We start from the raw sequence: 26187 nt of genomic DNA on the forward strand, positions 1-26187 counted from the left end.
CAATGACGGAGAACCAAGAGATGGCACATTCGTTGCCATGTTCCCTGCCTCGTGCCGCACCCGATCGTGCCGGTCTCGGATACCATCGACCCATGGTCATCCCCGCCCGTCGCATCCAGCGTCGCGTCACGCTGACCGAGATCGCCGAGGCGTGCGGGGTCGCGCCCTCCACGGTGTCGCGCGCGTTCTCGAACCCGAATCGGGTGAGCGCCGAGATGTACGAGCGCATCACCGCGAAGGCGCGGGAGATGGGCTACACGTCGGCGCTTCTTCCCGCCGCGGACAACAGGATGGCGCGAGGCACGATCGCCCTCGTCCTCCCGAACCTCACCAACCCCTTCAACCTCGACGTGACGCGCGGAGCGCAGGCGCAGATCCGCGCCGCGAGCTACCTCCATCTCCTCGTCAGCACCGAGGAGTCGCTGCCCATGGAGGAGCAGTGGCTGCGCGAGATGGCGCGGACGGTGGACGGGATCGTCGTCTCCTCCCCGCGGATCGACGACGACGCGCTTCGCGCCGTCGCCCAGATCACGCCCACGGTCATGATCAACCGCGCGGCACCGGGCCTCTCCGGCGTCGTCATCGACACCCCGGCGGGGCTCGGTCAGGCGGTGCACTACCTCAACTCGCTCGGCCACGATCGCATCGCCTATGTGCGCGGCCCCCACGGGTCCTGGACCGACGAGATCCGCTTCGAGGCGATCTCCGCCGCGGCCGCGGAACGGGAGGTCGAGCTCGTGGTCGTGGGCCGCTACCAGCCGACGCTCGCGAACGGAGCGGCGGCCGCCGATGCCGTCGTCCTCACCGGCGCCACCGCGTGCATCTTCTTCAACGACGTGCTCGCCATCGGCGCGCTCGATCGCCTGCACCGCCTGGGTGTGTCGGTTCCCGAGGATCTCAGCATCGTCGGCTGCGACGACATCTTCGGCTCCTCGTTCTCCCATCCGCCGCTGACGACCGTGACCTCGCCCGGCGAGAGCGCGGGTCGGGCGGCCGTCGACATGCTCATCGGCCGCCTCTCCACTCGGGATCGGTCCGATCGCGTCGACCACATCTCGGCGCATCTCACCGTGCGCGCGTCGACCGGTCCCCGACAGCGCGACTGACCCCTCAGTCCGCGGAGAGCGGGCTGAGGGGTCGGTCGCATCCGGGCCCTACGAGACGGACCGCGGGAGCACGATCGCGGCCGTGACGACCTCCTTCTCGCGCTCGCTCTGCTGCAGGTCGTCGATCTCGTCGAGGGTATGGCCACGCGTCTCCTTGGCCGTCGCCGCGGAGATCGTCGCGACGAGCATCAGGCCGATCGCGAGCAGGGCCGGCCCCACCCATCCGGTCAGGTCCGCCCCCGCAAGCGCCGTCGACGCGACGGGGCCGATGGCGCCGGCGATCGCGAAGCCGATCTGCGTCCCGGCCGCGAGGCCCGACACCCGAACACGGTGCGGGAACATCTCGGCGAAGAAGGCGGGCCACGCCGCATTCGCGGTCGAGTAGAAGAGGCCGTTGCAGAGGATGCCGAGCACGAAGATCAGGGGCCAGTTGCCCTGCGTGATCGCCCACAGGTAGGGGGCGGTCGTGATGCCGGCCCCGACCGCGCCGATGATGAAGACGGTGCGCCGTCCGATGCGGTCGGCGAGCAGGCCGGCCAGAGGGGTGTACAGGATGGCGAGGAAGCTCGCGCAGACCGGCACCCACAGCATCGTGGGCTTGTCGAGCTCGTAGCCGACCGTCGCGAAGGAGACCGAGAAGGAGGCGAAGAGGTAGCTGACGCCCGCGATCATCGCGCAGGCCGCGATGCGGATGATGGTGACCCAGTGGAATCGCGTCGCCTGGGTGAGGGGAGAGAGCTGGACCTTGATCGCCTGCGTCTCGAGGAAGGCGGGCGGCTCCTCGAGGCTGCGGCGGATGATGTAGGCGACGACCACGACGACCGCCGACAGCCAGAACGGGACGCGCCACGCCCACGCGAGCAGCTGCTCCTGCGGAAGGGCCGCGAACGGGATGAACACGGCGGTCGCCAGCAGCCCACCGGACGCGGACCCGCTCGTCACGAAGCTCGTGGTGAACGCCCGACGGCGTTCGGGCGCGTGCTCGAGGCTCATCGTGATCGCGCTCGCCTGCTCGCCGGACACCGAGAGCCCCTGGAGGATGCGGATGACCGTCAGGAGGATCGGCGCGAGCACTCCGATCTGCTCGTACGTGGGCAGGCATCCGATCAGGAACGTGCACGCGCCGATCCCGAACAGCGTGATCATCATCACGAACTTCCGCCCGAAGCGGTCGCCGATGGGGCCGAGGATGAAGGCGCCGAGCGGACGCACCACGAATCCGATCGCGAACGTGGCCATGCTCAGCAGCACCTTGATGCCATCCGGCAGGTCCTCGGGGAAGAAGAGCACATTCAGAACCAGCGCTGCGGCCGTTCCGTAGACCGCGAAGTCGTAGTACTCGAGGGTCGTGCCGACCCAGGACGCGATCGCGGCCTTCGCCGGCGTCTTCCTGTGTGATGCAGTGTTCGTCATTTCGCCTCCATCGGCGGGATCTCGGTGAACGTCGGCGATCGGGTGTCATTCGCCGTTCACCCGGACAGGGGGTGCTGCAGGTCAGCTCTCGTGAGGGGCGACGAGGTGCTGCTCGCACTGTAGGAACGGGAGAACGACAGGAACAAGCAATGTGCCGTCGATGTGCCAGACGATCGCCGATGACCCGCGGAATCCCCGCACGGAGGGCCCGAGGAGCTCGCGCTCTGTGCCACGCGCTTTGCCGTCGCTCATCCGCTTCATCATCCGGACGGAGTCGGTGGCGTCGTCGAAGATCGTGCGGATCACCGCGTTCTACAACGACGAAACCCCCTCACGAGGAGGGGGTTTCGGGTGGCGGTGACGGTGGGATTTGAACCCACGGTAGGGGGTTACCCTACACAACTTTTCGAGAGTTGCACCTTCGGCCGCTCGGACACGTCACCGCGGACAAGCTTAGGACAACTGCGCCCCAGACGCGAATCGAGCGTTCACCATCCCGTCACCCGGGCGAGTCGCGCGGCGCTCGCCTCGGCGCCCGTCGCAACCCCGGCCTGGAGCAGCGCGAGCCGCAGCTCGTCGGCCATCCCGTCGAGCAGCCGCGCGACACCATCCGCCCCGTCCGCCGCGAGCGCCCACCAGGCCGGGCGCCCGACGAAGACGGCCCGCGCACCGAGAGCCAGGGCCGCCAGCACGTGACGCCCGTCGCGGATGCCGCTGTCGACGGACACCTCGGCGTCCGCGCCGACCGCCTCGACCACCTCGCCGAGAGCGTCGACCGCCGAGATCGAGCCGGCGAGTCGCCGGTGCCCGTGCGTCGAGACGACGACGCCGGCCGCGCCCGCGTCGACCGCGCGACGCGCGTCGTCGCCGCGCAGCACGCCCTTCACGACGACCGGCAGGCCGGTCACGTCGCGCAGTCGGGCGATGTCATCGAGGCCCGGATTGCGCGCAGGACGGTCGCCGAGCAGGGCGCGCTCGTCGGCCGTGAGGTTGGCGAGCCGCGCGCGGGCCGGCCCCTCCGGCCAGTTCACCGGCTCGACGTGCGGCTCGACGCGCAGCGCCGTGAGCTCGACGGTGAGCAGGATCGCCGCGGCCCCGGCCTCCGCCGCACGCTCGGCGAGCGCCCAGGTCAGAGCGGGCTCGGCGAGGAGATACGTCTGGAACCACCACGGCGCCCCCTGCTCGGCGATGCGCGCGAACGGGATCGCCGTGTTCGTCGAGACGCCGATCAGGGTGCCCGACGCCGCGGCCGCGCGCGCCATCTCGATCTCGCCGTCGGGATGCGCCGCGACCTGCTGCGCCATCGGCGCGAGGAGGATCGGATGGTCGACAGGCGTTCCGAGAACGGTCGTCGCGACCTGAGCATCCAGCTCGCCGCGGAGGGCGGCCGGACGGAACCGCACGGCATCCCAGCGATCCGCCTCGGCCTCGCTCGAGCCATCCGCCGTCGCCGCGACGTAGTCGAACACGTGCGCGGGGAGCAGCGCCCGCGCGCGCTCGCGCAGCCGCTCGATCTCCGCACGGGTCATCCGCTCACCGTACCCGCGTCGCGCGCTCCACCCGCTCCCCCTCCCGCGCGCCTCACGCGACCACGGTCGCCTCGAGCACGAGCGCCGACGCCGGGGCGAGCAGCGGCGTGCGCACGCCGACCGTCGACAGCAGCGAGCCCGGCAGCGTCACCGAGCCCTCCGCGACCCACGGCACCGGCCGCATGTCGAGCAGGTGGCCCGTCGTGAGCGCGCGGACGACCTCGACGCGATAGGTCCGCGACGGGTCGAGACCCGGGAGGCGCAGCGCGGGCGGCACGGCCCACTCCCCCGTCGCCTCGCGGGTGAGCCGGTAGAGCGCGTGCGCGCGGTCCTCCGACACGACGCCCGTGAGCGCGGCCCCCTCGTCGGCGACGGCGTCGTGCAGCAGCTCGCCCGTGTGCATGAGGGAGCGGAGGCGCTTGTACTCCGCGATCCACTCGGCGAGCTGCGCGCGCTCGTCGGCCGTGAAGCGCGTGATGTCGGTCTCGATGCCCGCCGAGGCGAAGAGCGTCGTCGCGATCCGGAACCGCAGGTCGGTGACGCGGTCGGTCGTGTGCGCCTGCGTCGGGCCGACGTGGCTGCCGATGAGCTCGGGCGGCAGGAGCAGCTCGGTCCAGCGCTGGATGCGCGTGCGCTCGAGCGGGTCGTTCGTGTCCGACGCCCACACGCGATCGGTCCGCTCGAGGATGCCGAGGTCGACGCGCGCGCCGCCCGACGAGCACGACTCGATCTCGACGTGCGGATGGCGGCGGCGCAGCTCGTCGAGGAGCGCGTAGACCGCGCGCGTCTGCGCGTCGACGCCCGCGCGCCCCGCGTGCACGGCCTCGAGCAGATCGCGGTTGTGGTCCCACTTGAGGTACTCGATCGGGTACTCGTCGAGCAGGGCCCCGAGGGTCGCGAGCAGCCACTCGGCCACCTCGGGGCGCGCGACGTCGAGCACGTGCTGGTGACGCCAGGTGCGCGTCGCGCGATCGGATGGCGCGAGCACCCACTCGGGGTGCGCGCGGGCGAGATCGGAGTCGGGGTTGACCATCTCGGGCTCGACCCACAGCCCGAAGCCCATGCCGCGCGCGCGCACGTGGTCGACGAGCGCGTGCAGGCCCTCGGGCCAGACGGCCGGATCGACGGCCCAGTCGCCGAGCCCCGCCCCGTCGCTGCGCCGAGCCAGGAACCAGCCGTCGTCGAGGACGAACCGCTCGACGCCGACCTCGGCCGCGGCATCCGCGAGCGCGATGAGCGGCTCGAGCTCGTGGTCGAAGTAGACCGCCTCCCACGTGTTGAGCACGACCGGTCGCGGCGTGCGCGGATGGCCGGGGCGCGCGCGCAGCGAGCGGTGGAAGCGCGAGGAGATCCCGTCGAGCCCGCGGTCGCTCCACGCGAACCAGGCCGTCGGCGCGGCGAACGCCTCGCCCGCCGAGAGCACGATCTCGCCCGTGCGGAGCAGCTCGCCCGCTCCGAGCACGTTCCGCCCCTCGGCGAGGCGGTCGGTGCGGTACACCGCATCGCCGCTCCAGGCCAGGTGCACGGCCCACGCCTCGCCCGTGCGGTCGTCGAAGCCGGGCGTCCCCACGACGGTCAGCGTCGGGGCGTCATGCCCCGTCCGCCCGCGCCGCGAGTCGCGGGCGTGCGAGCCCATGGCGACCGGCCGGCGCTGCGGCGCGCGCTCGCGCGTCCAGCGGCCGGCGAGGTCGAGCAGCTCGCTCGCGCGCGCGGGAACCGGCAGCGTCGCATCGAGGGCCGCCAGGTGGACGACGGCGTCGCCCGCGTTCTCGACGCGGTGGTCGACGCGCAGGATGCCCGCGGCGTCGAACCGCAGGGCGCTCTCGAGCACGAGGCCGTCCGCGCATGCCCGCAGGGCGAAGCCGCGGTCATCGCTCTCGACCGACTCCACGCGCCACCCCGGCAGGAGCGGCGCGCCGTCGACCGTGCCCGCGATGCCCGGGCGCCCCTGCCATCCGTCGCGCTCGGTCGGGAGCACCGTGAGCGGCCACGCCTCGTCGAGTGCGCTCGCCGTGATCTGACGTGCGGACGCCGCGTCCAGCGCGGCGAGCGCGGCCCCGTCCACCGCTCCCGGATCCGCGCCCCAGTGGAGGACCTCGGGGAGATCCTCGCCGCGGAACGCCACGATGAGCGCCGCGCCCGCGGCGCGGAACAGCGCGGTCGTGCGCGGGGGTGCGCTCACGGGAGCTGAGGTGATGGTCATGCGGGCCTCCGTCTCGACGGCATCGTCAGAGACCAGGTTCCCGCGTGGGGATCACTTTGTCAAATGCTGAAACAAACACTCACGCGAGAAGTGCGCGGATGGCCAGCCCGGCCCCCGCGCGTGCCCACTCCGAGAAGTCCCACGTCCGCACGTCGAGATCGACCGGAGCGGCGTCCTTGTCGAGCCGCTCGTCGAGCGCTGCGCGCAGGGCGTCGCCCGCGAGCTCGACCACGGCGATGCCGTCTCCCGTGACGACGACCTTCTGGGGGTCGACGAGGCTCGCCACCGTCGCGATCATGACGCCGAGCGCGCGACCCGCGTCGGCGAACGCCGCGAGCGCGAGCTCGTCGCCCGCGCGCGCGGCCTCGACGACGCCCTCGTACTCGACGCCCGGGCGCCGGTAGGCGTTCACGATCGCGCTGTTCACGAGCAGGCTCGACGCGCAGCCGCGGTGGCCGAGGCCACATCGCGGCCCGGCCTCGTCGACGATGAGGTGGCTGATCTGGCCCGCGCGATTGTGCGCGCCGTCGACCGGCCGGCCGTTCACGACGAGCCCGCAGCCGATGCCCGCGCCGACCGTGATGAGCACCATGTCGTCGATGCCCGCCCCCGCCCCGAACCAGTGCTCGGTCGCCGTGAGCGCCTGCACGTCGTTCTCCACGGCGCACGGAAGCCCGGTCGCGTCGCGCACGAGCGCCCCGAGCGGCACGTCGGTCCAGTCGAGGAAGAACGACCGCTCGACGAGCGCTCCGTCCGCACCCTGGCTCACGCGGCCCGCGATCGCGATCCCCACCGACGTCAGCGTCGGGTAGTCCGCCGCGTATCCGCGCGCCACGTCGGCGATCTCGGCGACGACATCCGCGGGCTCGCGCGATGCGAGCGGACGCTCGGTGCTCTCGACGGCGGACGCCGAGAGGTCGGTGACGACCGCGTAGAGCGTGTCGCCGGTGAGCTTGATCCCGAGGAAGTGGCGAGCCGACGCGCGCAGATGCAGCATCTCGGACGGACGCCCCGTCTGCGCCATGAGGCGCGTGCCGCCCTCGGTGAGCAGACCGGCGTCGACGAGGGAGCGCGTGATGCGGGTGAGACTCGCGCGGGAGAGGTGGAGACGGCGCGCGATCTCGGCGCGCGGGAGCTCGCCGTGGATGAGCACCTCGAGAAGCGCCGCCCGCATCGCCGGCGACATCTCGCCGATCTCGCCGCCCGGGAGCGCCGTGTCCTCGACGTCCATGTTTGTCACCCTTCTGAACATACTCGCTTGTGCTCGGCCACCCGCGCTGGAAAGATCACAGTACACACGCGGCAGCGCCCCGCCGCGACACCCGAGATCACGGAGGATCCGTCGTGCCCGAGACCCTGCACTGGCGCGCCGAGCGCGTCCAGGTCGCCCTCGCCCTGCCCGAGGACGGGCCCGTCTCGGTGCTCGCGATCCGGCCATCCGGGTCTCCGGCGCCCGCTCCCGTGCTGCCCGAGGGACACGGCGAGCAGCCTCTCGTCGAGCTGTCGGCGTTCGGCCACGGCCGGTTCCCCGGCAGCTTCCGCCACGTCGACACCGTGATCGGGCGCGCGCTGCGCTACGTCGGCCACGAGGAGTCGGAGCAGGACGGATGGCGCGAGCTGCGCGTGCGCCAGGAGGACGCGTCGCGAGGGCTCCGCGTCACGAGCGTGCTCGCGGCGCATGCGTCCGCACCGGCGCTGCGCGCGTGGACCGAGGTCGCGGTCGACGGCGACCTCGTCGTCGACTTCGTGTCGAGCTTCGCGACCGGCTCGTTCCTCGCCGACGCGCGCACGGCATCCGTCGACGACATCGTCGTCGCGCACGCCGACAGCGACTGGATCGCCGAGAGCAGGTGGCGCGTGCAGCCGCTGCGCGAGGCGGGCCTCGTCGACGTGGGCCGCGCCGCGCACAACCACCAGCCGCCCCGCACGCGCCTCGCGCTCGGCAACCGCGGGTCGTGGTCGAGCGGCGAGAAGGCGCCCACCGGGGTCATCGCGTCCGCGCGCGACGACTACGCGCTCGCGTGGCAGATCGAGCACAACGGGCCGTGGGTCGCCGAGCTCGGCGAGAACGGGCACGGCGCCTACCTGCTGCTGTCCGGCCCGACGGACCAGGAGCACCAGTGGTCCGTGCGGCTGCGCGACGGGGAGACGTTCACCTCCGCGCCGGTGTCGATCGCGGTCGCCGAGGGCGGCGTGGAGGCGGCGCTGCAAGCGCTCACCGACCAGCGCCGCGCCATCCGCCGCCCGCGCGACGCCGACGACGCGCTGCCCCTCGTCTTCAACGACTACATGAACACGCTCATGGGCGACCCGACGACCGAGAAGCTCCTGCCGCTCATCGACGCCGCGGCCGAGGCCGGGGCCGACACGTTCTGCATCGACGCCGGCTGGTACGCCGACGGGCACTGGTGGGACGGCGTCGGCGCGTGGGAGCCGTCGACCGCGCGCTTCCCGGGCGGAATCGGCGAGGCGACCGCGTACATCCGCTCGCGCGGGATGACCCCCGGCCTGTGGCTCGAGCCCGAGGTGATCGGCGTGCGGTCGCCGCTCGCGCAGACGCTGCCCGACGCCGCGTTCTTCTCGCGCGGCGGCGTGCGCATCGCCGAGCACGGGCGGCACCTGCTCGATCTGCGGCACCCCGCCGCCCGCGCGCACCTCGACGCGGTCGTCGACCGGCTCGTCGGGGAGTACGGGGTCGCGTTCATCAAGATGGACGAGAACACGATGACCGGCCCCGGCACCGACCGCGACGGCCTCGCGCCCGGGCACGGGCTGCTCGAGCACGCGCGCGCGGTTCTCGACTGGATCGACGGCGTGCAGGCGCGCCATCCGGATCTCCTCATCGAGAACTGCGCGTCGGGCGCCATGCGGATGGACTACGCGATGCTCTCGCGCCTGCACCTGCAGTCGACCTCCGACCAGCAGGACCCCGTGGCGTACGCGTCGATCGCCGCGGCGGCGCCCGCATCCATCCTCCCCGAGCAGGCCGGCAACTGGGCCTATCCGCAGGCCGGGATGACCGATGAGGAGCGCACGTTCGCGCTGGCGAACGGAGTGCTCGGCCGCATGTACCTGTCGGGCTACCTCAACCGGATGGCCCCGCACGAGCGGGCGGCAGTCCGCGACGCAGTCTCGGCGCATAAGGCCGTGCTCGGCGACATCCGGTCGCGCCGGCCGATCTGGCCGCTCGGCCTCCCGGCGTGGGAGGACGACTGGGTCTCCCTCGGCCTCGCGCTCGACGGCCACGCCTACGTCTCGGTGTGGCGGCGGCGCGGCGACGCGTCGGCACGGCTGTCGCTGCCCTGGGCGCGCGGACGCGCCCTCGAGGTCGCGCCGTTCTTCCCGTCGAGCGAGGGCGGATGGTCGTGGAGCTGGGATGCCGAGACCGGCGTCCTCGAGATGACGGCCCCGACGGCCGAGCCCTCCGCGCGCGTCCTCGAGGTCTGGATCGCCTAGCACCCCTCTGCATGTCTCGCTTCCCGCGGCCATCCGGTCGGGAAAGCCAGGGAGAACGAGACATGCAGGGTCTGTCAGGCCGCGCTGGCGGGAGCGGTGCGCGCGCCCTCCCACTCGCCCGTGAAGTGGTTGAAGCACACGGCGTTGTCGAGCTTCGCCCGGTCGGGCGCCGCCTCGCCGCTCACGACCTTGCCCACCCGCTCGGGGTCGGGCGCGGCCATCGCGAGCAGGCGCGTGTAGTCGTGCTGCGGGTCGAGGATGACCGCGTCGGCCGGGCCGCGCTCCACGACGCGCCCCTTGTACAGCACGAGGATCTCGTCGGAGAAGTGCCGTGCGGTCGCGAGGTCATGCGTGATGTAGAGCACCGCGAGGTCGTCCTCGCGCTGCAGCCGGCCGAGGAGGTTCAGCACCCCGAGCCGGATCGACACGTCGAGCATCGACACCGGCTCGTCGGCGAGCACGACCTGCGCGCCAGGTGCCAGCGCCCGCGCGATCGCCACGCGCTGCCGCTGCCCGCCCGAGAGCTCGTGCGGGCGACGCGATGCGAACGACGCATCGAGGTTCACGCGCTCGAGCATCTCGATCACGCGCTCGTGCGTCTCGTCGGCGCCGCGCGTGCGCCGATGGATCCGCAGCGGCCGCGCGATGTGGTGCTCGATCGAGTGGAACGGGTTGAGCGACGCGAACGGATCCTGGAAGACCATCTGCACGTGGCGCCGGTACTCGGCCGGGGCGACCGGGCGGCCATCCGCCTGCCGCACGTCGATCTCTCCCGACGTCGGGTGCTCGAGCTTCGAGAGGATCCGCGCGATCGTCGACTTGCCCGACCCCGACTCGCCCACGAGCGCGACCGTGCGCCCGGGCACGAGCTCGAACGAGACCCGGTCGACCGCGCGGAACCGCCTGCGGCGCAAGCCCTCCCGCACGCTGAACTCCTTCACGAGGTCCGTGACGCGCACCATGGTCATGCTCGAGCCTCCGCTCCGTCGGCGACCGGCGACTCGTCGACGCCGGATCGGATGAACGCCCCGCGCGAGCCGCTGAGGCTGGGGAACGAGCCGAGGAGCTTCCTCGTGTACTCGTGGTGAGGATCGCGGTACATGTCGTCGGCCGCGCGCAGCTCGACGATCTCCCCGCGCAGCATGACCGCGATGCGGTCGCTGATCTCGAGCAGCAGCGGCAGGTCGTGCGTGATGAAGATCACCGCGAAGCCCAGCTCGTCGCGCAGGCGGACGATCTCGCGCAGGATGTCGCGCTGCACGACCACGTCGAGCGCCGTCGTGGGCTCGTCCATGATCATGACCTGGGGCTCGAGGATCATCGCCATCGCGATCATGACCCGCTGGCGCATGCCGCCGGAGAGCTCGTGCGGGAACGACGTCAGGCGCGACGGATCCACGCCCACGCGGCGCAGGACATCCGCCGCGCGCTCGCGCCGCTCGGCCTTCGACATCCGCGGTCGGTGCGCGACGAGCACGTCCTCGAGCTGCGCGCGGATGCTGATGACCGGGTTGAGCGCGTTCATGGCGCCCTGGAACACCATGGAGAGCTTCGACCAGCGGAAGGCGCGCAGCTCCTCGTCGGCGAGGGCGAGCAGGTCGACGTCGCCGCCCTCTCGGTCGTGGAACACGATGCTGCCGCTCGCGATGCGGGCCGGCGGCTTGTGCAGCCGGTTCACGGCGTAGGCGAGGGTCGTCTTGCCGCAGCCCGACTCGCCCGCGAGGCCGAGGATCTCCCCCGCCGCGAGCTCGAACGACGCGCCCTTCACGGCCGTCACGGGCTGCTCCACCTCGTACACGACCGAGAGGTCGTCGATGGTGAGGACGGGCCGGCGCGCTGTCGTCGCGCTCATGCCGCACGCTCCTTCCTGCGGGCCTCACGGCGCGCGCGACGCTCGCGACGCGCGTGGAGGCGCACGTTCTTGAGCTTGGGGTTGATGATCTCGTCGATCGAGAAGTTCACGAGCGACAGGCCCATCCCGAACAGCGCGATGACGAGGCCCGGCGGGACGAACCACCACCAGGCGCCCAGCGGCAGGGCGAACCCGTTCTGCGCGTAGAAGAGCATGGTGCCGAGCGTCGACGAGTTCGAAGCGCCCAGGCCGAGGAACGACAGGCCGGCCTCGCCGAGGATCGCCGCGATGACGGCGAAGACGAACTGCGACGCGAGCACGGGCAGGAGGTTCGGGAGGATCTCGACCGCGATCACGCGCCACGCCCGCTCGCCGGCGACCTTCGACGCCGCGACGTAGTCGCGACTGCGGATGGACAGGGTCTGGGCCCGCAGGACGCGCGCCGACCCCGCCCAGCTCGTCACGGCGAGGACGACCGCGATCGTCCAGAGGCCGCGCGCCTCGGCGGGCACGAAGCCTGAGATGACGATCACGAGCGGGAGGCCCGGGATGACGAGGAACACGTTCGAGAAGAGCGAGAAGGCCTCGTCGGCGAAGCCGCCGATGTACGCGCCGAGGATGCCGAAGAAGGCCGACAGCACGGTCGCGAGCACGCCGACGATGAGGCCGATCTCGAGCGACCCGCGCGTCGCGATCGCGAGCTGAGCGAAGACGTCCTGGCCGGTCTGGGTCGTGCCGAGGAGGAACTCCGCGGATGGCGGCGTGAGCCCGATGTCGCGGATGGCGCTCGGGTCGCCCACGAAGAAGGGGGCGATGAGGCCGAACAGGGTGATGCCGCCGATGAGCGCGAGCCCGAGCGCGAGCCACGGTGTCATCGTGGGGAGCATCTGCCGCAGCGCCGAGCGCGAGCGGCGCACGCGGTCGGCACGCTGCTCGCGCGCGGTGCGCGAGACGATCGCCTCGGTCGCCTCGGCGACGGAGGGCTCTGTCCTGGGGGCGATGTTGGTCATGTCAGCTCCGGGCCCGCGTGCGGGGGTCGATGAGGCCGTAGAACAGGTCCACGACGAGGTTCGCGCCGAGCACCGCGAGGGTGATGAAGAGGAACAGCCCCTGCATGAGCGCGTAGTCGTTGTTCGTGACCGCCGACAGGAGCTTCGATCCGATCCCGGGGTACGAGAACACCTGCTCGGTGACGACGGACCCGCCGACGACGAACCCGAGCGAGATCGCGAAGCCCGCGATCGACGGCAGCACGGCGTTGCGCGCCGCGTAGCTGCGCAGGATGTGCGACGCCGGCAGACCCTTCGCGTGGGCGGTGAGGATGTAGTCCTCCGAGAGGGTCGAGACCATCATGTTGCGCATGCCCAGCAGCCATCCGCCCAACGAGGCGATGACGATCGTCAGCGCCGGCAGGAAGCCGTAGTAGACGGCGGAGCCGATGAACTCGGCGTTCCACCCCGGGTTGAGCGCCACGTCGTACCCGCCCTGCGAGGGGAACATCCCGAGCAGGGTCGCGAAGAAGTAGACGAGGATGAGCGCGAGCCAGAAGTAGGGCACCGCTGCCAGCAGGGTGGTCGCCGGCACGAGGGAGTCGAGCCACGTGCCGGGCTTCCACCCGACGAGGGCGCCGAGGCCGACGCCGATGACGAACGAGAGCACCGTCGCGATGCCGATGAGGGCGATCGTCCACGGCAGGGACTGCCCGATGACCTCCGTGACCGGCGCCGGGAAGTAGGTCACCGACAGGCCGAGGTCGCCGCGCAGCACGTTCACGAGGTAGCTCCCGTACTGCACGATGAGCGGCTCCGACGTGTTGCCGCCGAGGAGGAGCTCGTAGGCCGCCCGGGTCTCCGCCGTCACCGTGCCGCCGCGCTGCTGGAGCTTGGCGAGCAGGATGTCGACGGGGTTGCCCGGGAGCAGCCTCGGGATGAGGAAGTTGAGCGTCAGCGCCGCCCACAGGGCGACGAGGTAGAAGCCCAGCTTGCGCAGGAAATAGCTCATGAGGTCGCGCCTCCCGTCTCGAACTCCTCCTCGGCCACGGTCACTTGCCCGTCGGCTCGAGGGCCTTGAAGACCTCGGCGTTGTCAGGCGATGCCCACACGGCCGGGAACGCGTACAGGTCGTCCTCGGTCGGCCATCCGCTGAACTTCTCGACGTTGTACTCGCTGGTCGTGCCGCCGGTCAGGATCGGGATGTAGGGCATGTCCTCGACGATCGCCGCCTGGATGACGTCGAACTGCTCCTGCCGCGTCGCGGTGTCGTCCGGGTTCGTGCGCTTGAGGACGGCGAGCGCCTCGTCGACGGCCGGGTCGCTGAAGCGCGCCACGTTGACGGGAGCCGCCTGGCCGACCTCGGCGGTGTTCGCCGACGAGAGGAAGTTGTTGTACAGGTAGTACGGGTCGCTCACCGCGCCCTGGCCGAGCGAGTCGATCGCGAGCTGGTACGTGCCCTTGCTCTTCTTGTCGGTCCACTCGTTCCACGAGGACTGCGACGCCGAGAGGCCGATGCCGGCCGCCTTCAGCTGCTGCGACATCGTGTCGATCGCCGTGATGTAGTCGGTCCAGCCCGTCACGACCTCGACGGTGAGCTCGAGCTTGACGCCGTCCTTCGCGTAGATGCCGTCCGAGCCCTTCTCGTAGCCCGCGCCCGTGAGGATCTCGTCGACCTTGTCGAGGTCGGTCTTCGCGGGCGCGACCTTCTCGTCGATCTCCGCCGAGATGAACTGCTCCTGCGCGGGAAGCAGGGCGAACGTCGGCGACATCTCGCTCGCCGTGCCCTGGAACGCGAGGGCGTTGAGCTGGTCGCGGTCCATGGCGTAGTAGATGGCCTGACGGACGGCCGGGTCGGTCTGCGGGCCCTCGCAGCCGAGGTCGGCGTTCGAGCACGACAGGAGCGCTATCTGGTTCATGGGCACCGTGATCGCCTCGTAGCCGGGGTAGTTCTCCGAAACGTTCTCGATGTCGGGCACGGGGCCCGTCTGCCAGTCGATCGTGCCCGCGGCGAGCGCGTCGGCGCCGGCCGTGTTGCCCGACAGCGACAGGTAGCGGACGTTCTTCACGGCGGGAGCGCCGCCCCAGTAGTCCTCGTTGGCCGAGAGCGTGAACGCCTGCGGCTTGAACTCGCCGAGGACGTACGGCCCCGTGCCGACCGGCTCGGCCATGACGTCGGTCGTGGGGTCGACGTCGCCCCACAGGTGCTCGGGCACGATGAAGGTCTTGCCGAGCACCTCCGGGCCGGTGACGAACGCGGGCTCGGGGAACGCGATCGAGACGTGCGTCGCGTCGACCTTGGTGACCTCGCCGTTGAAGCCGCCCGTGTTGAGCGCCGGGTTGTCGCGGATGAGCTCGAAGGTGAAGACGACGTCGTCGGCGTCGAACGCCTCGCCGTCGGTCCAGGTCACGCCGTCGCGGAGCGTGATGTCGAGCTGCGTGCCGTCCTCGTTCCAGGCGTACTCGGTCGCGAGCAGCGGCACGTAGTCGTTCGTGTTCGCGTTGGTGACGAAGAACAGGGATTCGTAGATCGTGCCGAGGCCGCCGATCTTCGAGGGCGAGAACGGGTTGAAGTTGATCTGGTAGTCGCCGGACTGGCCGGTGTAGGCGACGAGGGTGTCGGCGGAGCCGGAGCCGCCGTTGGAGCCCGAGGCGCCGCCCGAGGGCGCGCAGGCGGTGAGGGCGAGGCCGAGGGCGGCGGCCCCTGCGGCGAGCGCCAGGGAGGCGCGGCGTCCGCGTGCTGTGCGAAGAAACATCGTTGTCCTTTCCTCACGCCGCGGCGGAGGCCGTCGGCGTCGACGAGCCCTGGAGACCAGGGTTCCGGGAGGCGGGCTCCCGTTGCGACCATTGTTACGCACTGAAACGAACTCGGTCAAGGGCGTTTCGTAACGAATGGAACAAAGAGCCCGCCCACGCCGCGGAGCTGCGGCGTGGGCGGGCGAGGGATGGCGCGGCGTCAGGCCCTGAGGTCGCCCGCGTGCCGGAGGACGAGCGGAGCGGTGAACGCCGACGGGTCGACATCCTCGGGCGCTCCGGTCACGGTGAAGACGTGCTCCTCGCCGGGGAGCAGGCTCACGAGCCCCGTGTCGACGGCGGCATCGCGGTGGCCGCGATCGGCCAGGAGGAAGACGTCGCGCACGTACGAGCGGGCCGTCACGTGCACCCGCACCGCGCCATCCGCCCGCTCGGCGCGCACCTCGAGCGGCGCGCGATCGAGCGACTGCTCGACCACCTCGGCGAAGTCGTGCAGCGCGCGCCCGAAGCCGGCCGCATCGACGACGAGCACCTCGCCGGTCGGCTCGCCCGCTGCCGCGACCTCGGCCGGCAGGGCGACCGTGGCGGCACCGCGCGCCTCGACCTCGGCGGCGATGACCGCCTCGGCCCGCACGGTGCCGTCGAACGCGAGCCGGCGCACGACGAGGTCGCCGCTCCACGCCTCGTCGGCGTCGTTGAGGAGCACCGCCGCGAGCCCGTCTCCGGCCGGCTGGATCGTCGCGAACCGCGGCGCGTACACGGCCTTGAGCGCGTACCAGAGCGGCTTGCGCCGCTCGGCGAAGTCGACGGCGGCCCACGAGATGACGGGCCAGTCGTCGTTCAGCTGCCACACGATCGTCCCGGTGTTGTACGGCGAGAGCGACCGGAAGTACGAGATGCCGAACCGCAGCGCGGCCGCCTGGTTCAGCTGCGTCGCCCAGTGCCAGTCGTCGATCGTCTTCGGGGCCGGCAGGTGCGGCCCGTACCCGCGCTCGAGGTTGATGTTGCCCTGCCACGCCTTCTGGTGCACGAGCATCTGCGCCCCCTGGGGGTCGAGCGGCGCGTCGTGCACGACATCCGTGAGCGTCGTCCACGCGGGCGGGCCCTGGAACCCGAACTCGGCGACGAAGCGCGGCTTCCACTCGCGGTACGAGGCGTAGTCCTTGGTGTTCCACACGTCCCAGATGTGCACGGTGCCGTACTGGTCGAGGTTCGGGCTGAGGTACGACGAGAACGAGTACGGGCTGCCCGCGGAGTAGAAGCGCGTCGGGTCGAGCTCCGCGAGGAGCGCGGGGAACATCCGGCGGTAGTACGCCTCGCCCCACGTGAGTCCGCCGAGCTTCGAGCGCCACCCCCAGTCGGCATAGGCGACGATGTTCTCGTTGTTGCCGTTCCAGATGACGAGCGACGGATGGGGCGAGAGGCGCGTGATGGCCTCGCGGGCCTCGGCCTCGATCTCGCGCGAGAGCCACTCCTCCTCAGCGTACGCGGCGCATGCGAGGAGGAAGTCCTGCCAGACGAGCACGCCCTGCTCGTCGCAGAGGTCGTAGAAGTCGTCGGACTCGTAGATCCCGCCGCCCCACACGCGCAGGAGGTTCATGTTGGCCTCGGTGGCGCCGGCGATGCGGCGCGCGTACCGGTCCCGGTCGACCTCGGTGAGGAACGCGTGATCGGGGATCCAGTTCGCGCCGCGCACGTGGATGAGCCGGCCGTTCACGTGGAGGGCGAACGGGCTGCCGTCCTCATCGGGGGCGATGTCGACGTGCACGGTGCGGAAGCCGACCCGCCCCCGCCACGCGTCGACATCCGCGAGGCGCACGGCGACGTCGTAGAGCGGCTGCGCGCCGTGGCCGCGGGGCCACCACAGGTCGGCGTCGGGCACCTCGACGCGGACGCGCGCGGAGGTCTCCCCCGGCGCGACCTCGACCTGCGCGACGCGGTCGTCGATCTCGACCTCCACCCGCAGCGGGCCACGGCGGAGACCGTCGGCCCGCTCGATCGCGACGTGGGCCTCGAGCACGCCGGTCGTGCCCTCGACGTCGACGAGCGGGCGCACGGACGCGATGCGCGCGGTCGACCACGTCTCGATCCGGATCGGCTTCCAGATGCCCGACGCCGCGACGTCGATGCCCCAGTCCCACCCGAAGCTGCTGCCCATCTTGCGCAGCGCGTTGTAGGGATGGTGATTCACGTGCGGGCGCGCCCCGTGCCGCTCCGAGCGCTCGTGCGCGGCGGGCACGGGCGCGTCGAAGTCGATCCGGAGCGCGTTCTCGCCCTCGACGAGCGCGGCGCCGAGGTCGAAGCGGTAGCTTCGGTGCTGGTTCTCGGTGCGGCCGATCTCGACGCCGTTGAGCGTGATCGTCGCGAGCGTGTCGAGACCCTCGGCGACGAGGTCGCGGCGCTCCGAGCCGTCCTCATGCCACCGGAACGTCGTCTCGAAGCGCCAGTCGACATCGCCGATCCACTGCTGCGTCGTCTCGTTGTCGCCGTCGAACGGCTCGTCGATGAGACCCGCGCGCAGCAGATCGAGGTGCACCGACCCCGGAACGGTCGCGGGGATGGCCCGGCCGGCGACGCCCTCGGGCGCGGGGCCGGAGAGGGCGGTCACGGTCCAGGATTCGGACAGCGGGATGACGGTCATGCGGCTCCTTCGCCTCGGGCGCCCACTCGGCGGAGCGCTGTACTTAGTTCCATAGTCTTACAAACTATGGCGCACAACGCGAGAGGGAAACCCGGCGGACGACCCGCTACAGAACGACCACGCGCCCGTCGTCGCGGCGCAGCGTGAGGCGGTAGCCGGCGGGAGCGCCCTCCTCGACCTCCGCGACGCCGTCGCCCAGGCCGAGGGCGTCGAGCTCACGGCGCAGGGGCGCGGGGTCGGGCTCCACGCGGACGAGCGACACGAGCTCGATCGCGGGGATGGCCGACAGTCCGGGCTGCGCGGTCGCGCCCCAGTCGATGAGGAACGGCACGTCCAGCCGGACGTCCTCGCCGCGCGTGAGGCGCCATTCGAGGAGCTCCCCGTCGGGTGTGCGCCGCGACAGCGGCTCGATCGGGCCCGGGTCGTACCCCCGCTCGCGCGCCGTGGCGACCGTCGCGTCGAGGTCGTCGGGGTGCACGGCGTACGTCTGCACGCTCGGCGCGGTGAGGCCCGCGATGCCGAACTTCGTCGGGAGCGCGGCGTCCTTCCGGTCGGGGTCGGGGCCGATGAGCTCGATGTACTGCGGGCCGCGCTCTCCGGCGACCGTGAGGGCGACGAGCGCGTTCGCGGTGCCCGTGGGATGCACGCCGCCGGGCGCGGCGCTCACCCCGGTCTCCTGCGCGAACCACCGCACGAGCGCGTCGAGATCGGGGCCTGCGATCACGACGTGGTCGAGGAGCCGCGGGATGCTCATGCGCCGCCGCGACGTCGGGCCGGCACCTCGGGCTCGCCGAGCGACAGCATGAGCCGGTTCGCCCAGTTGAAGAACGCGGCGCCGTTGATCACGTCGACGATCTCGGCGTCGTCGAGGCCGGCCTCGCGGAGGCGGGCGACGTCGTCGCCGTCGAACGCGAGCGGCGTCTCGGCGAGCGCGACCGACGACGCCACGATCGCGTTCCAGGTGTCGTCGCCGAGGTCGGCGCCGACGCCCTCGTCGAGGAGGCGCTGCACGTCGTCCTCCCGGCCCGACTCGCGCGTCGCCGCTGCCGCGTGCACGTGCGCGCAGAACACGCAGCCGTTGTGCCGCGACGTGGCGGCCGCCGCGAGCTCGCGCTCGGCTCGGCCGACGCCGCTCGAGACGTTGAAGAAGATGTCGAGGTCGGTCAGCGTGCGGGCCCTGAGCGCCTCGGGATCGCGCGCGAGCAGTCGGAAGTACGGCATCTTCGCGCGCGCCGGCTCGATGAGCGCCTCGCGCTGCGCGTCGGTCAGCTCGTCCTCGGCGACGGGCAGGAGCCACGGCACCCAGCCGAGGCCCTGCTGCGTGAACGCCTCGGGGCGGGCGAGGTCGGGGTACGCGGTGACGAGCTCGCTCATGCGACGCTCCCTTCTGCGGGGTGGGCGGCCAGGACGCGCAGGCCCCAGGCCGCGCGGAGCTGGAAGGACAGGAAGGCGACGAGCTGCGAGAGCGTGACGATGTCGTCTGCGCTCCAGCCCGCGTCGACGAGCGCCTGGAGCGCCTCCGGCCGCGCCTCGCGCGGGCGGAAGACGAGCAGGTGCGCGTGCGTGAGCGCGGCGGCGAGCCGCTCGCCGAGTGCTCCGGCGTCGGCCGTCCAGACGAGCCCCTCGCGGCTCTCGCCAGCGAGACCGGGCTCGCGGTAGACCCCGTACGGACCCGTCGTCGCACCGCTCGCGGCGGCCGCGTCGACCGGCGCGACGAGCTCGGGCGCCTCGTCGCCGAGCACATCGGCGTAGAAGTCGGTCGCGGCGTCGAAGCCGTGCAGGCGGGCGACGAAGGCGGCGACCGCGTAGCGCTCTGAGAGCGGGAACGTGCCGGGGTCGGCCGGCTCGAGGAGCGCCTCGAAGCTGCGCTGCGCGTTCTCGCGCGCCTGGGGGCGCTGGTCTCGGATGGCCGACAGCGCGCTGCCCGGGGCGACGCCCGCGAGCAGATCGATGATGTCCGCGTTCTGGCTCATGAGGCTCCTTCGGTTGCGGGGACGAGCGGATGGTGCGCGGTGCGCAGCGACGACGCCGCGTCGGCGCCGGTCGCGTACCCGAGCCGCGGGGCGACCTCGGTCGCCAGCAGCTCGAGGGAGCGGAGCGTGAGCTCGTGGGGCGCCGCGACCGAGTGCACCTGGAACGACACATCGGTCGCGGCGGAGATCGCCGCGTCGGCCGCGAGCGTCGCGACGACCTCGTCGACCGTGCCGATGTGGGTGTCGGTGATGCGCACGAGCTCGTCGATCCCGAGCCGGTCGGCGTCGAGGCCGAACATGGTCTCGGCGAGCCGACGCAGGCCATCCTGCGCGAGCTCGAGCACGCGCGTGCGGTTCTCGGGGTCGACGACGACCGCCGTGCGCGACGCGAGGACGCGCGCGGGCGCGCCGTCGGGAAGCGCGTCTCGGTGCGCCTCGATGATCGGCAGCTGCACCGTGTGCAGGGGCGCGTCGGCCGCTCCCTCGGGGCGCGGCTGCGTGCGCGAGAGCATGAGCCCGTCGCCGCGCTCGCCGGCACGGCGCCCTCCGTCGACCGAGAACGTCGCCTGCCACAGGCGCCGTGCGAGATCGCCGCCGTCGGGGTACATGCGCGACGCGGTGCCGCGGATGCCGCGCCCCTCGAGCGCATCGAGGAGGACGGCGAAGTGGTCCGCGAAGATCTCGCGGCGGCGCGCGGCGTCCTGCCCGAACGCGGCGAACGACGACGGAGTGCCGCCCGAGGCGACGCCGAGCTGCACGCGCCCGTCGCTCAGACGGTCGAGCACGGCCGCGTCCTCGGCGGCGCGCACCGGGTCGTCGATCGGCAGGGTGAGGACGGCCGTGCCGAGGCCGATGCGCGTCGTGCGCTCGGCCGCCGCCGCGAGGAGAACGAACGGCGATGGGAGCCCGCCCTCGTGCTCGCCGAAGTGGTGCTGCGCGACCCACGCCGACGCGAAGCCGGACTCCTCGGCCTGCGCGATCTGCTCGAGCGCGAACCGATAGCGGTCCGCCGCCGGCGCCTCCTCGAGAAGGCGCGAGAAGAATCCCAGACGCGGTCCGGTCATCGTGCTCCCTCCTGCGCGTGCCCGTCGGCCTCGCGGAACGTCGTCCCGGGGATCGCGGCGAGCAGCTGCCGTGTGTACGGGTCCTGCGGGTCGTCGAACACCTGCTGGGCCGTGCCGTGCTCGACCTGCCGGCCCCGCTGCAGCACCGACACGGTGTCGGCGATCTGCCGCACGACAGCGAGGTCGTGCGAGATGAAGACGTAGGTGAGCCCGAGCTCGCTCTGCAGGCGCGCGAGCAGGCGCAGGATCTGCGCCTGCACCGTCACATCGAGCGCTGAGACGGCCTCGTCGAGCACGACGAGCTCCGGCTCGAGGATGAGCGCCCTGGCGATCGCGATGCGCTGCCGCTGCCCGCCCGAGAGCTCGCGCGGCCGGCGGCGTCCGATCTCCGGCGCGAGCGAGACGAGCTCGAGGTGGTGCGCGACGCGGTCCGCGCGCTCCGCCCGGTCGCCCAGGCCGAAGTTCTCGAGCGGCTCGGCGAGGATGCTCGCGATCGTCTGGCGCGGATCGAGCGAGCCGTACGGGTTCTGGTAGACGAGCTGGGTCGTGCGGCGGAACTCCCGCGCCGACCGCAGTGCGGTCACGTCGACGTCGCCCACGCGGATGGACCCCGCGGTCGGGCGGTTGAAGCCGGCGATGCTGCGCCCCGTGGTCGTCTTGCCCGACCCGGACTCGCCGACGAGCGCGTGCGTCGTCCCCTTCGGGATCGCGAACGACACGTCGTCGACGGCGACGAGCGGCGCCCGCCCCGCCCCGCGGGCGAACTCCTGGCGGAGACCGGTCACCTCGACGAGCGGACGCGCTCCGGGGTCGACCGCGGGCGGCGTGCGCTCGACGACCTGCGCGAGCGACGGCGCGTCGGCGAGCAGCGTGCGCGTGTACGGCGACTGCGGCGCCGTGAGCACGGCCGCCGACGGCCCCTCCTCCTGCACCTCTCCCCCGCGCATGACGACGATGTCGTCGGAGCGGTCGGCCGCGACGGCGAGGTCGTGCGTGATGAAGAGGATGCCCGTTCCGGTCTCCTCGCGGAGACGGTCGAGGAGGTCGAGGACGGTGCGCTGGACGGTCACGTCGAGCGCGCTCGTCGGCTCGTCGGCGATCACGAGCTCGGGCTCGAGCGCGAGCGCGGCGGCGATGAGCACGCGCTGACGCATCCCGCCCGACAGCTCGTGCGGGTACTGGCGCGCACGCGTCTCGGGGTCGTCGATGTCGACGCGCTCGAGCAGGTCGAGCACACGCGCCTCGATCTTGCGGCGATCGCGCCAGCCGTGGATCCGCAGCGCCTCGCCGACGCTCGCGCCGATCGTCGCGACGGGGTTGAGCGAGTTGCCCGGGTCCTGCGGGATGAGCCCGATGCAGCGGCCGCGGAGATGGCGCCACCGACGCTCGCTCAGCCCGACGAGCTCGGTGGGGCCCTCCGACCGCTCGGCGAGCCGGATGCTCCCGCGCGAGACGTGCCCGTTCGAGGCGAGCAGGCCGATCACCGACTGGGCGACGGTCGTCTTGCCCGAGCCCGACTCGCCGACGAGGGCCGTGACCCTGCCGGCCTCGACATCGAACGAGGCGCCGCGGACGGCGTCGACCGGGCCGTGCGCCGTGCGGTACTGCACGGCGAGGTCGCGGATGGACAGCAGCGGTTCGGTCATGCCGGCTCGCCTCCTCGGATGGCCTGGCTCAGCCGGTTCGTCGCGAGCACGACCGCGACGACGACGGCGCCGGGCAGGACGGTCAGCCACCACGCGGTCGCGACGTAGTCGCGGCCCTCCGCGATGAGGAGACCCCATTCGGGCGTGGGCGGCGGGGCGCCGTACCCGAGGAAGCCGAGGGTCGAGATCTGCAGGATGGCCGAGCCGAGCTGCAGCGCGGCGAGGGCGATCACGGGCGTGAGCGAGTTGGGCAGGATGTGCCGCCACAGCACGCTGAGGAAGGTCCCGCCCGAGCCGTACGCGGCCTCGACGAACTCGCTGACGCGCACGCTCACGACCTCCGACCGCGCGAGGCGCGCGAACACGGCGATCGAGGTCACGCCGACGGCGATCGCGGCGTTCGTCGTGCCGAAGCCGAGCAGGATGACGACGCTCAGCGAGAGCAGGAGCGCGGGGATGGCGAGCAGCACGTCGACGATGCGCATGAGCACCTCGTCGACGACGCCGCCGGTCGCGCCGGCGGTGACGCCGAGGGCGGTGCCGACGACGAGGCCGACGAGCACCGCGATGAGCGCGCCGCTGATCGACTGGGAGGCGCCGTGCACGACGCGCGCGAAGACATCCCGCCCCGTGGCGTCGGTGCCGAACCAGTGCGCGGCGCTCGGCGCCTGCAGCGACGGCGCGACGGTGTCGGTCGGGCTGATGCCCGTGAAGAGGCCGGGTGCGATCGCCCAGGCGAGCGCGACGACGAGGACGACGACGGGGATGATGAAGCCGGGGCGCGCGAGCGACCGGCCGAGGCCGCGGCGCGCGCGGCCGGGGGCGATGGCGGTCATCGGACGGCTCCCTTCCGCGCGGGGCGCGCCGACGCGCGGGTGCGCAGCCGCGCATCGAGCACGGGGTACAGCAGGTCGACGACGAGGTTGATGACGACGAACGTGACCGTCGAGATGACGACGACCGCGAGGAGGACGGGGGTGTCGCGGTTCGCGACGGCCTGCGCCGTGATCTGGCCGATGCCGTTGCGGGCGAACACGGTCTCGGTGACGACCGCGCCGCCGACGAGCTCGCCGAACAGCAGGCCCGCCATCGTGAGGGTGGGCAGGAGCGCGTTGCGGGCGACGTTGCGCCAGAGCAGCCACGACGTGCTCGCCCCGCGTGCGCGGACCACCGCCACGAACGGGCGCTCGCGCACCTCGTCGATGCTGCGCATGAGCACCTGCGCGAGGGGCGCGGCGATCGGGATGGCGAGGGTCGCGACGGGCAGGATGAGCGACTGGACGGGGTCGGCGCCGATCGCGGGGATGAGCCGGAGCTGGAACGAGAAGATCTGGATGAGGATGATGCCCACCCAGAAGACCGGCAGCGAGACGAAGAACGGCGGGATCGAGCGGAACGCGCGACGCAGCCACCGCCATCCGCCGTACGTCGCGGTGAACGCGATCGTGACGGCGAGGAAGATCGCCGCGCCGAGCCCGAGCACCGCGAGGGTCAGCGTCGCGGGCAGGTTCACGGCGATGAGGTCGGACACGGCGGCGCCGCTTTGCACCGAGAAGCCGAAGTCGCCGCGCAGGAAGCCCGCGGCCGACTCGAGGTAGCGCACGACGAGCGGGCGGTCCACGCCGTACGCGGCGCGGATCTGCTCGAGCTGCTCGGGCGTGAGGCCGAGATCGGGGTTGCCGTACCGGGCGAGCACGGCGTCGCCGGGCAGGGCCGCGAGGAGCACGTACGCCGCCGTGTAGGCGAGCACGAGCACCAGCAGCGCCTGTCCGGCGCGTCGCAGGACGTAGGTCAGCAAGGGACTACTTGCTGAGCCACGTGTCGTAGAACAGCGGACGCCCGACCGACTCGGTGCGGAAGCCCTGCACGGCGTCGACATAGCCGAACACCTGCGGCTCCTCGAAGATCGGCAGGATGTAGGCCTGCTCGGCCATCCGCTGCTGCGCCGCGGCCGACGCCTCGGCGCGGCCCTCCTCGGTGGGGCTCGAGGCGATCTCCTGCAGGAGCGCGTCGAGCTCCTCGTCGCCGACCGAGCCGTCGGGGTAGCCGTTCAGCAGCGTGTTGCGGTTGCCCGAGTGGTACTGCGACTTCAGGACGTCGAAGTCGGCGCGGCCGACCATCGAGTGGTACACCTGCAGCGTGCCGACCTCGCCGCGAGCGGCGTCCTGCGCTGCCTGGTCGCCCGGCAGGAGGTTCACCTCGACGCCGAGCTCGCCCAGCTGCTGCTGGATGAGCGTGACGACCTCCTTCGAGCGCGGCTGCGGGAGCGCCTCGTTGAACGTGAGGCTGAGCTTCTCGCCGTCCTTCTCGCGGACGCCGTCGGAGCCGAGCTCCCAGCCCGCCTCGTCGAGCAGGTCGGCGGCCTTCTCGGGGTCGTACTCGTAGTACTCGGAGGTGTCGGTGTAGCCGAGCGCGGTCTCGGCGAGCGCGCCGGTCGCGAGCGGGTAGCTGTCCGTGAAGAGCGTCTCGACGATCTCCTCGCGGTCGATGCCCGCGATGAGCGCCTGGCGGACGCGGATGTCCTCGAGGAGCGGGTCGCGGAAGCGGAAGCTCAGGCCGTTGTTGACGCCGTTCGTCGCGGCGGCGTGCAGCGAGAGGCCGTCGGCGGCGAACTGGGGCTCGTCGGGCGCCTCGATCTGGCGGGCGATGTGCGCCTGCTGAGCCGTCACGGTGCCGACGCGCACGCTGTCCTCGGGCACGACGAGGTAGTCGATGCCGTCGAGGTACGCGCGGCCCTGGTGCTCGAGCGACGGCGGCGCCCAGTCGTAGTCCTCGCGCGCCTCGAGCGAGATCTCGGTGCCGATCTCCTCGTCGGCGACGACGAACGGGCCGCTGCCGATGATCTCGGTCGCGTTGCCCGGGCCGAACTCCTCGCCCGTGCGCTCGAGCGTCTCGTTCGAGAGCAGGCCCGAGTTGATCGTCGAGACCGCCTGCGCGAAGCCGGGCGAGGGCGCCGTGAAGTGGAACTTCACCGTGCGCTCGTCGACGACCTCTCCGTGGTCGTAGTTGTTGATGGCCTCCGACACGGTGAGGGCACGGTCGGGGTCGCCCTTTCCGAAGAGGTCGATGTTGCGCACGACGTTCTCGGCGTCGAGCGGCGACCCGTCGGAGTACGTCACGCCCTCGCGCAGGGTGAAGGTGTACTCGGTCGCGTCCTCGTTGACCTCCCAGTCCTCCGCGATCCACGGCTCGAGCTCGAGCGTCTCGGGGTTCTGGTAGAGCAGGCGGTCGGTGATGTTGTTGATGATGCCGCCGTTGGGGTAGAAGCCTCCGGCCGGCGGGTAGAGGGTGAGCCACGTCTGCGGCTCGAGGTACGTGAGCGTGCCGCCCTGCTGGGGCTCGCCAGAGCCGGCGGACTCCGTGGGGGCCGTGCCACCCGAGCAGCCGGCGAGAAGCGCTGCTGCCGTGACGACGGATGCCGCGGCGAGCGCGGCGCGGGGGAATCGGGACATGGGAGTCTCCTCGGGACAGGGCAAGGGCATCGGCTCGGGGGCCGATGGATCCAGTCCACCACAGGCGGAGCCGATGGGCGCTGACGCGCTTCATGCAGCGTAAAGTCTG

The 26187-nt window shown here is 72.1% G+C and carries 20 protein-coding genes and 1 tRNA gene; 2 read left to right on the top strand and 19 right to left on the bottom strand.

Features of this window, described 5'->3' with window-relative positions; genetic code table 11:
* Window positions 1-92: 92 nt before the first annotated feature.
* A complete protein-coding gene (locus tag PKE79_RS07800) occupies window positions 93-1106 on the top strand; it encodes a LacI family DNA-binding transcriptional regulator (protein WP_271173124.1) in 1014 nt (337 codons plus the stop codon).
* A gap of 48 nt (window positions 1107-1154) precedes the next feature.
* On the opposite strand, the gene PKE79_RS07805 is transcribed toward PKE79_RS07800, so the two are convergent.
* From PKE79_RS07805 to PKE79_RS07825, 5 genes are all read right to left on the bottom strand, one after another.
* A complete protein-coding gene (locus tag PKE79_RS07805) occupies window positions 1155-2519 on the bottom strand; it encodes an MFS transporter (RefSeq protein WP_271173125.1) in 1365 nt (454 codons plus the stop codon).
* Window positions 2520-2871: 352 nt separating this feature from the next.
* Window positions 2872-2962, bottom strand: a tRNA-Ser gene (locus PKE79_RS07810).
* 45 nt (window positions 2963-3007) lie between these two features.
* Window positions 3008-4048, bottom strand: a complete 1041-nt coding sequence (locus tag PKE79_RS07815) for an alpha-hydroxy acid oxidase (RefSeq protein ID WP_271173126.1) — start codon at window positions 4046-4048, stop codon at window positions 3008-3010.
* A 52-nt stretch (window positions 4049-4100) separates the two neighbouring features.
* On the bottom strand, window positions 4101-6251 hold the full coding sequence (locus PKE79_RS07820) for an alpha-galactosidase (protein WP_271173127.1): 2151 nt from the start codon (window positions 6249-6251) through the stop codon (window positions 4101-4103).
* A gap of 79 nt (window positions 6252-6330) precedes the next feature.
* On the bottom strand, window positions 6331-7482 hold the full coding sequence (locus tag PKE79_RS07825) for an ROK family transcriptional regulator (protein WP_271173128.1): 1152 nt from the start codon (window positions 7480-7482) through the stop codon (window positions 6331-6333).
* 113 nt (window positions 7483-7595) lie between these two features.
* On the opposite strand from PKE79_RS07825, the gene PKE79_RS07830 reads away from it, so the two are divergent.
* On the top strand, window positions 7596-9707 hold the full coding sequence (locus PKE79_RS07830) for a glycoside hydrolase family 36 protein (protein WP_271173129.1): 2112 nt from the start codon (window positions 7596-7598) through the stop codon (window positions 9705-9707).
* Between the two features lie 74 nt (window positions 9708-9781).
* Here PKE79_RS07830 and PKE79_RS07835 read toward each other — a convergent pair whose 3' ends face one another.
* The 14 genes from PKE79_RS07835 to PKE79_RS07900 form a co-directional block, all read right to left on the bottom strand.
* Window positions 9782-10675, bottom strand: coding sequence for an ABC transporter ATP-binding protein (locus PKE79_RS07835; protein ID WP_271173130.1), 894 nt, complete (start codon window positions 10673-10675; stop codon window positions 9782-9784).
* The gene (locus tag PKE79_RS07840) at window positions 10672-11559 is read right to left on the bottom strand and encodes an ABC transporter ATP-binding protein (RefSeq protein WP_271173131.1); all 888 of its coding nucleotides are present in this window, start codon (window positions 11557-11559) and stop codon (window positions 10672-10674) included. The genes PKE79_RS07835 and PKE79_RS07840 overlap by 4 nt, the downstream gene beginning before the upstream one ends.
* Complete coding sequence (locus PKE79_RS07845) at window positions 11556-12569, bottom strand: ABC transporter permease (RefSeq protein WP_271173132.1); 1014 nt, start codon at window positions 12567-12569, stop codon at window positions 11556-11558. Before PKE79_RS07845 ends, PKE79_RS07840 begins: the two co-directional genes overlap by 4 nt.
* Window position 12570: 1 nt before the next feature.
* Window positions 12571-13560 carry an ABC transporter permease gene (locus PKE79_RS07850; protein ID WP_271173133.1) on the bottom strand — a complete coding sequence of 330 codons (990 nt, stop codon included), beginning with the start codon at window positions 13558-13560 and terminating at the stop codon, window positions 12571-12573.
* A gap of 40 nt (window positions 13561-13600) precedes the next feature.
* Entirely contained in the window at window positions 13601-15304 is a 1704-nt protein-coding gene (locus tag PKE79_RS07855; RefSeq protein WP_271173134.1) for an ABC transporter substrate-binding protein, read from the bottom strand.
* Between the two features lie 200 nt (window positions 15305-15504).
* Window positions 15505-17943 (bottom strand): glycoside hydrolase family 2 protein, encoded by a 2439-nt coding sequence (locus PKE79_RS07860; RefSeq protein ID WP_271173135.1) that lies wholly within the window; start codon window positions 17941-17943, stop codon window positions 15505-15507.
* A 106-nt stretch (window positions 17944-18049) separates the two neighbouring features.
* Entirely contained in the window at window positions 18050-18697 is a 648-nt protein-coding gene (locus PKE79_RS07865) for a VOC family protein (RefSeq protein ID WP_271173136.1), read from the bottom strand.
* On the bottom strand, window positions 18694-19317 hold the full coding sequence (locus PKE79_RS07870; protein WP_271173137.1) for an alkylhydroperoxidase domain protein: 624 nt from the start codon (window positions 19315-19317) through the stop codon (window positions 18694-18696). The genes PKE79_RS07865 and PKE79_RS07870 overlap by 4 nt, the downstream gene beginning before the upstream one ends.
* On the bottom strand, window positions 19314-19916 hold the full coding sequence (locus PKE79_RS07875; protein WP_271173138.1) for a CMD domain protein: 603 nt from the start codon (window positions 19914-19916) through the stop codon (window positions 19314-19316). The genes PKE79_RS07870 and PKE79_RS07875 overlap by 4 nt, the downstream gene beginning before the upstream one ends.
* On the bottom strand, window positions 19913-20980 hold the full coding sequence (locus PKE79_RS07880) for a putative FMN-dependent luciferase-like monooxygenase (RefSeq protein WP_271173139.1): 1068 nt from the start codon (window positions 20978-20980) through the stop codon (window positions 19913-19915). Before PKE79_RS07880 ends, PKE79_RS07875 begins: the two co-directional genes overlap by 4 nt.
* Window positions 20977-22626 (bottom strand): dipeptide ABC transporter ATP-binding protein, encoded by a 1650-nt coding sequence (locus PKE79_RS07885; protein WP_271173140.1) that lies wholly within the window; start codon window positions 22624-22626, stop codon window positions 20977-20979. Before PKE79_RS07885 ends, PKE79_RS07880 begins: the two co-directional genes overlap by 4 nt.
* On the bottom strand, window positions 22623-23462 hold the full coding sequence (locus tag PKE79_RS07890) for an ABC transporter permease (RefSeq protein ID WP_271173141.1): 840 nt from the start codon (window positions 23460-23462) through the stop codon (window positions 22623-22625). The genes PKE79_RS07885 and PKE79_RS07890 overlap by 4 nt, the downstream gene beginning before the upstream one ends.
* Entirely contained in the window at window positions 23459-24421 is a 963-nt protein-coding gene (locus PKE79_RS07895) for an ABC transporter permease (protein WP_271173230.1), read from the bottom strand. Before PKE79_RS07895 ends, PKE79_RS07890 begins: the two co-directional genes overlap by 4 nt.
* Before the next feature lie 7 nt (window positions 24422-24428).
* Window positions 24429-26078, bottom strand: a complete 1650-nt coding sequence (locus tag PKE79_RS07900; RefSeq protein WP_271173142.1) for a TIGR04028 family ABC transporter substrate-binding protein — start codon at window positions 26076-26078, stop codon at window positions 24429-24431.
* Window positions 26079-26187: the final 109 nt, after the last annotated feature.

Source organism: Microbacterium barkeri (assembly GCF_027921765.1).
Taxonomy (GTDB): Bacteria; Actinomycetota; Actinomycetes; order Actinomycetales; family Microbacteriaceae; genus Microbacterium; species Microbacterium barkeri.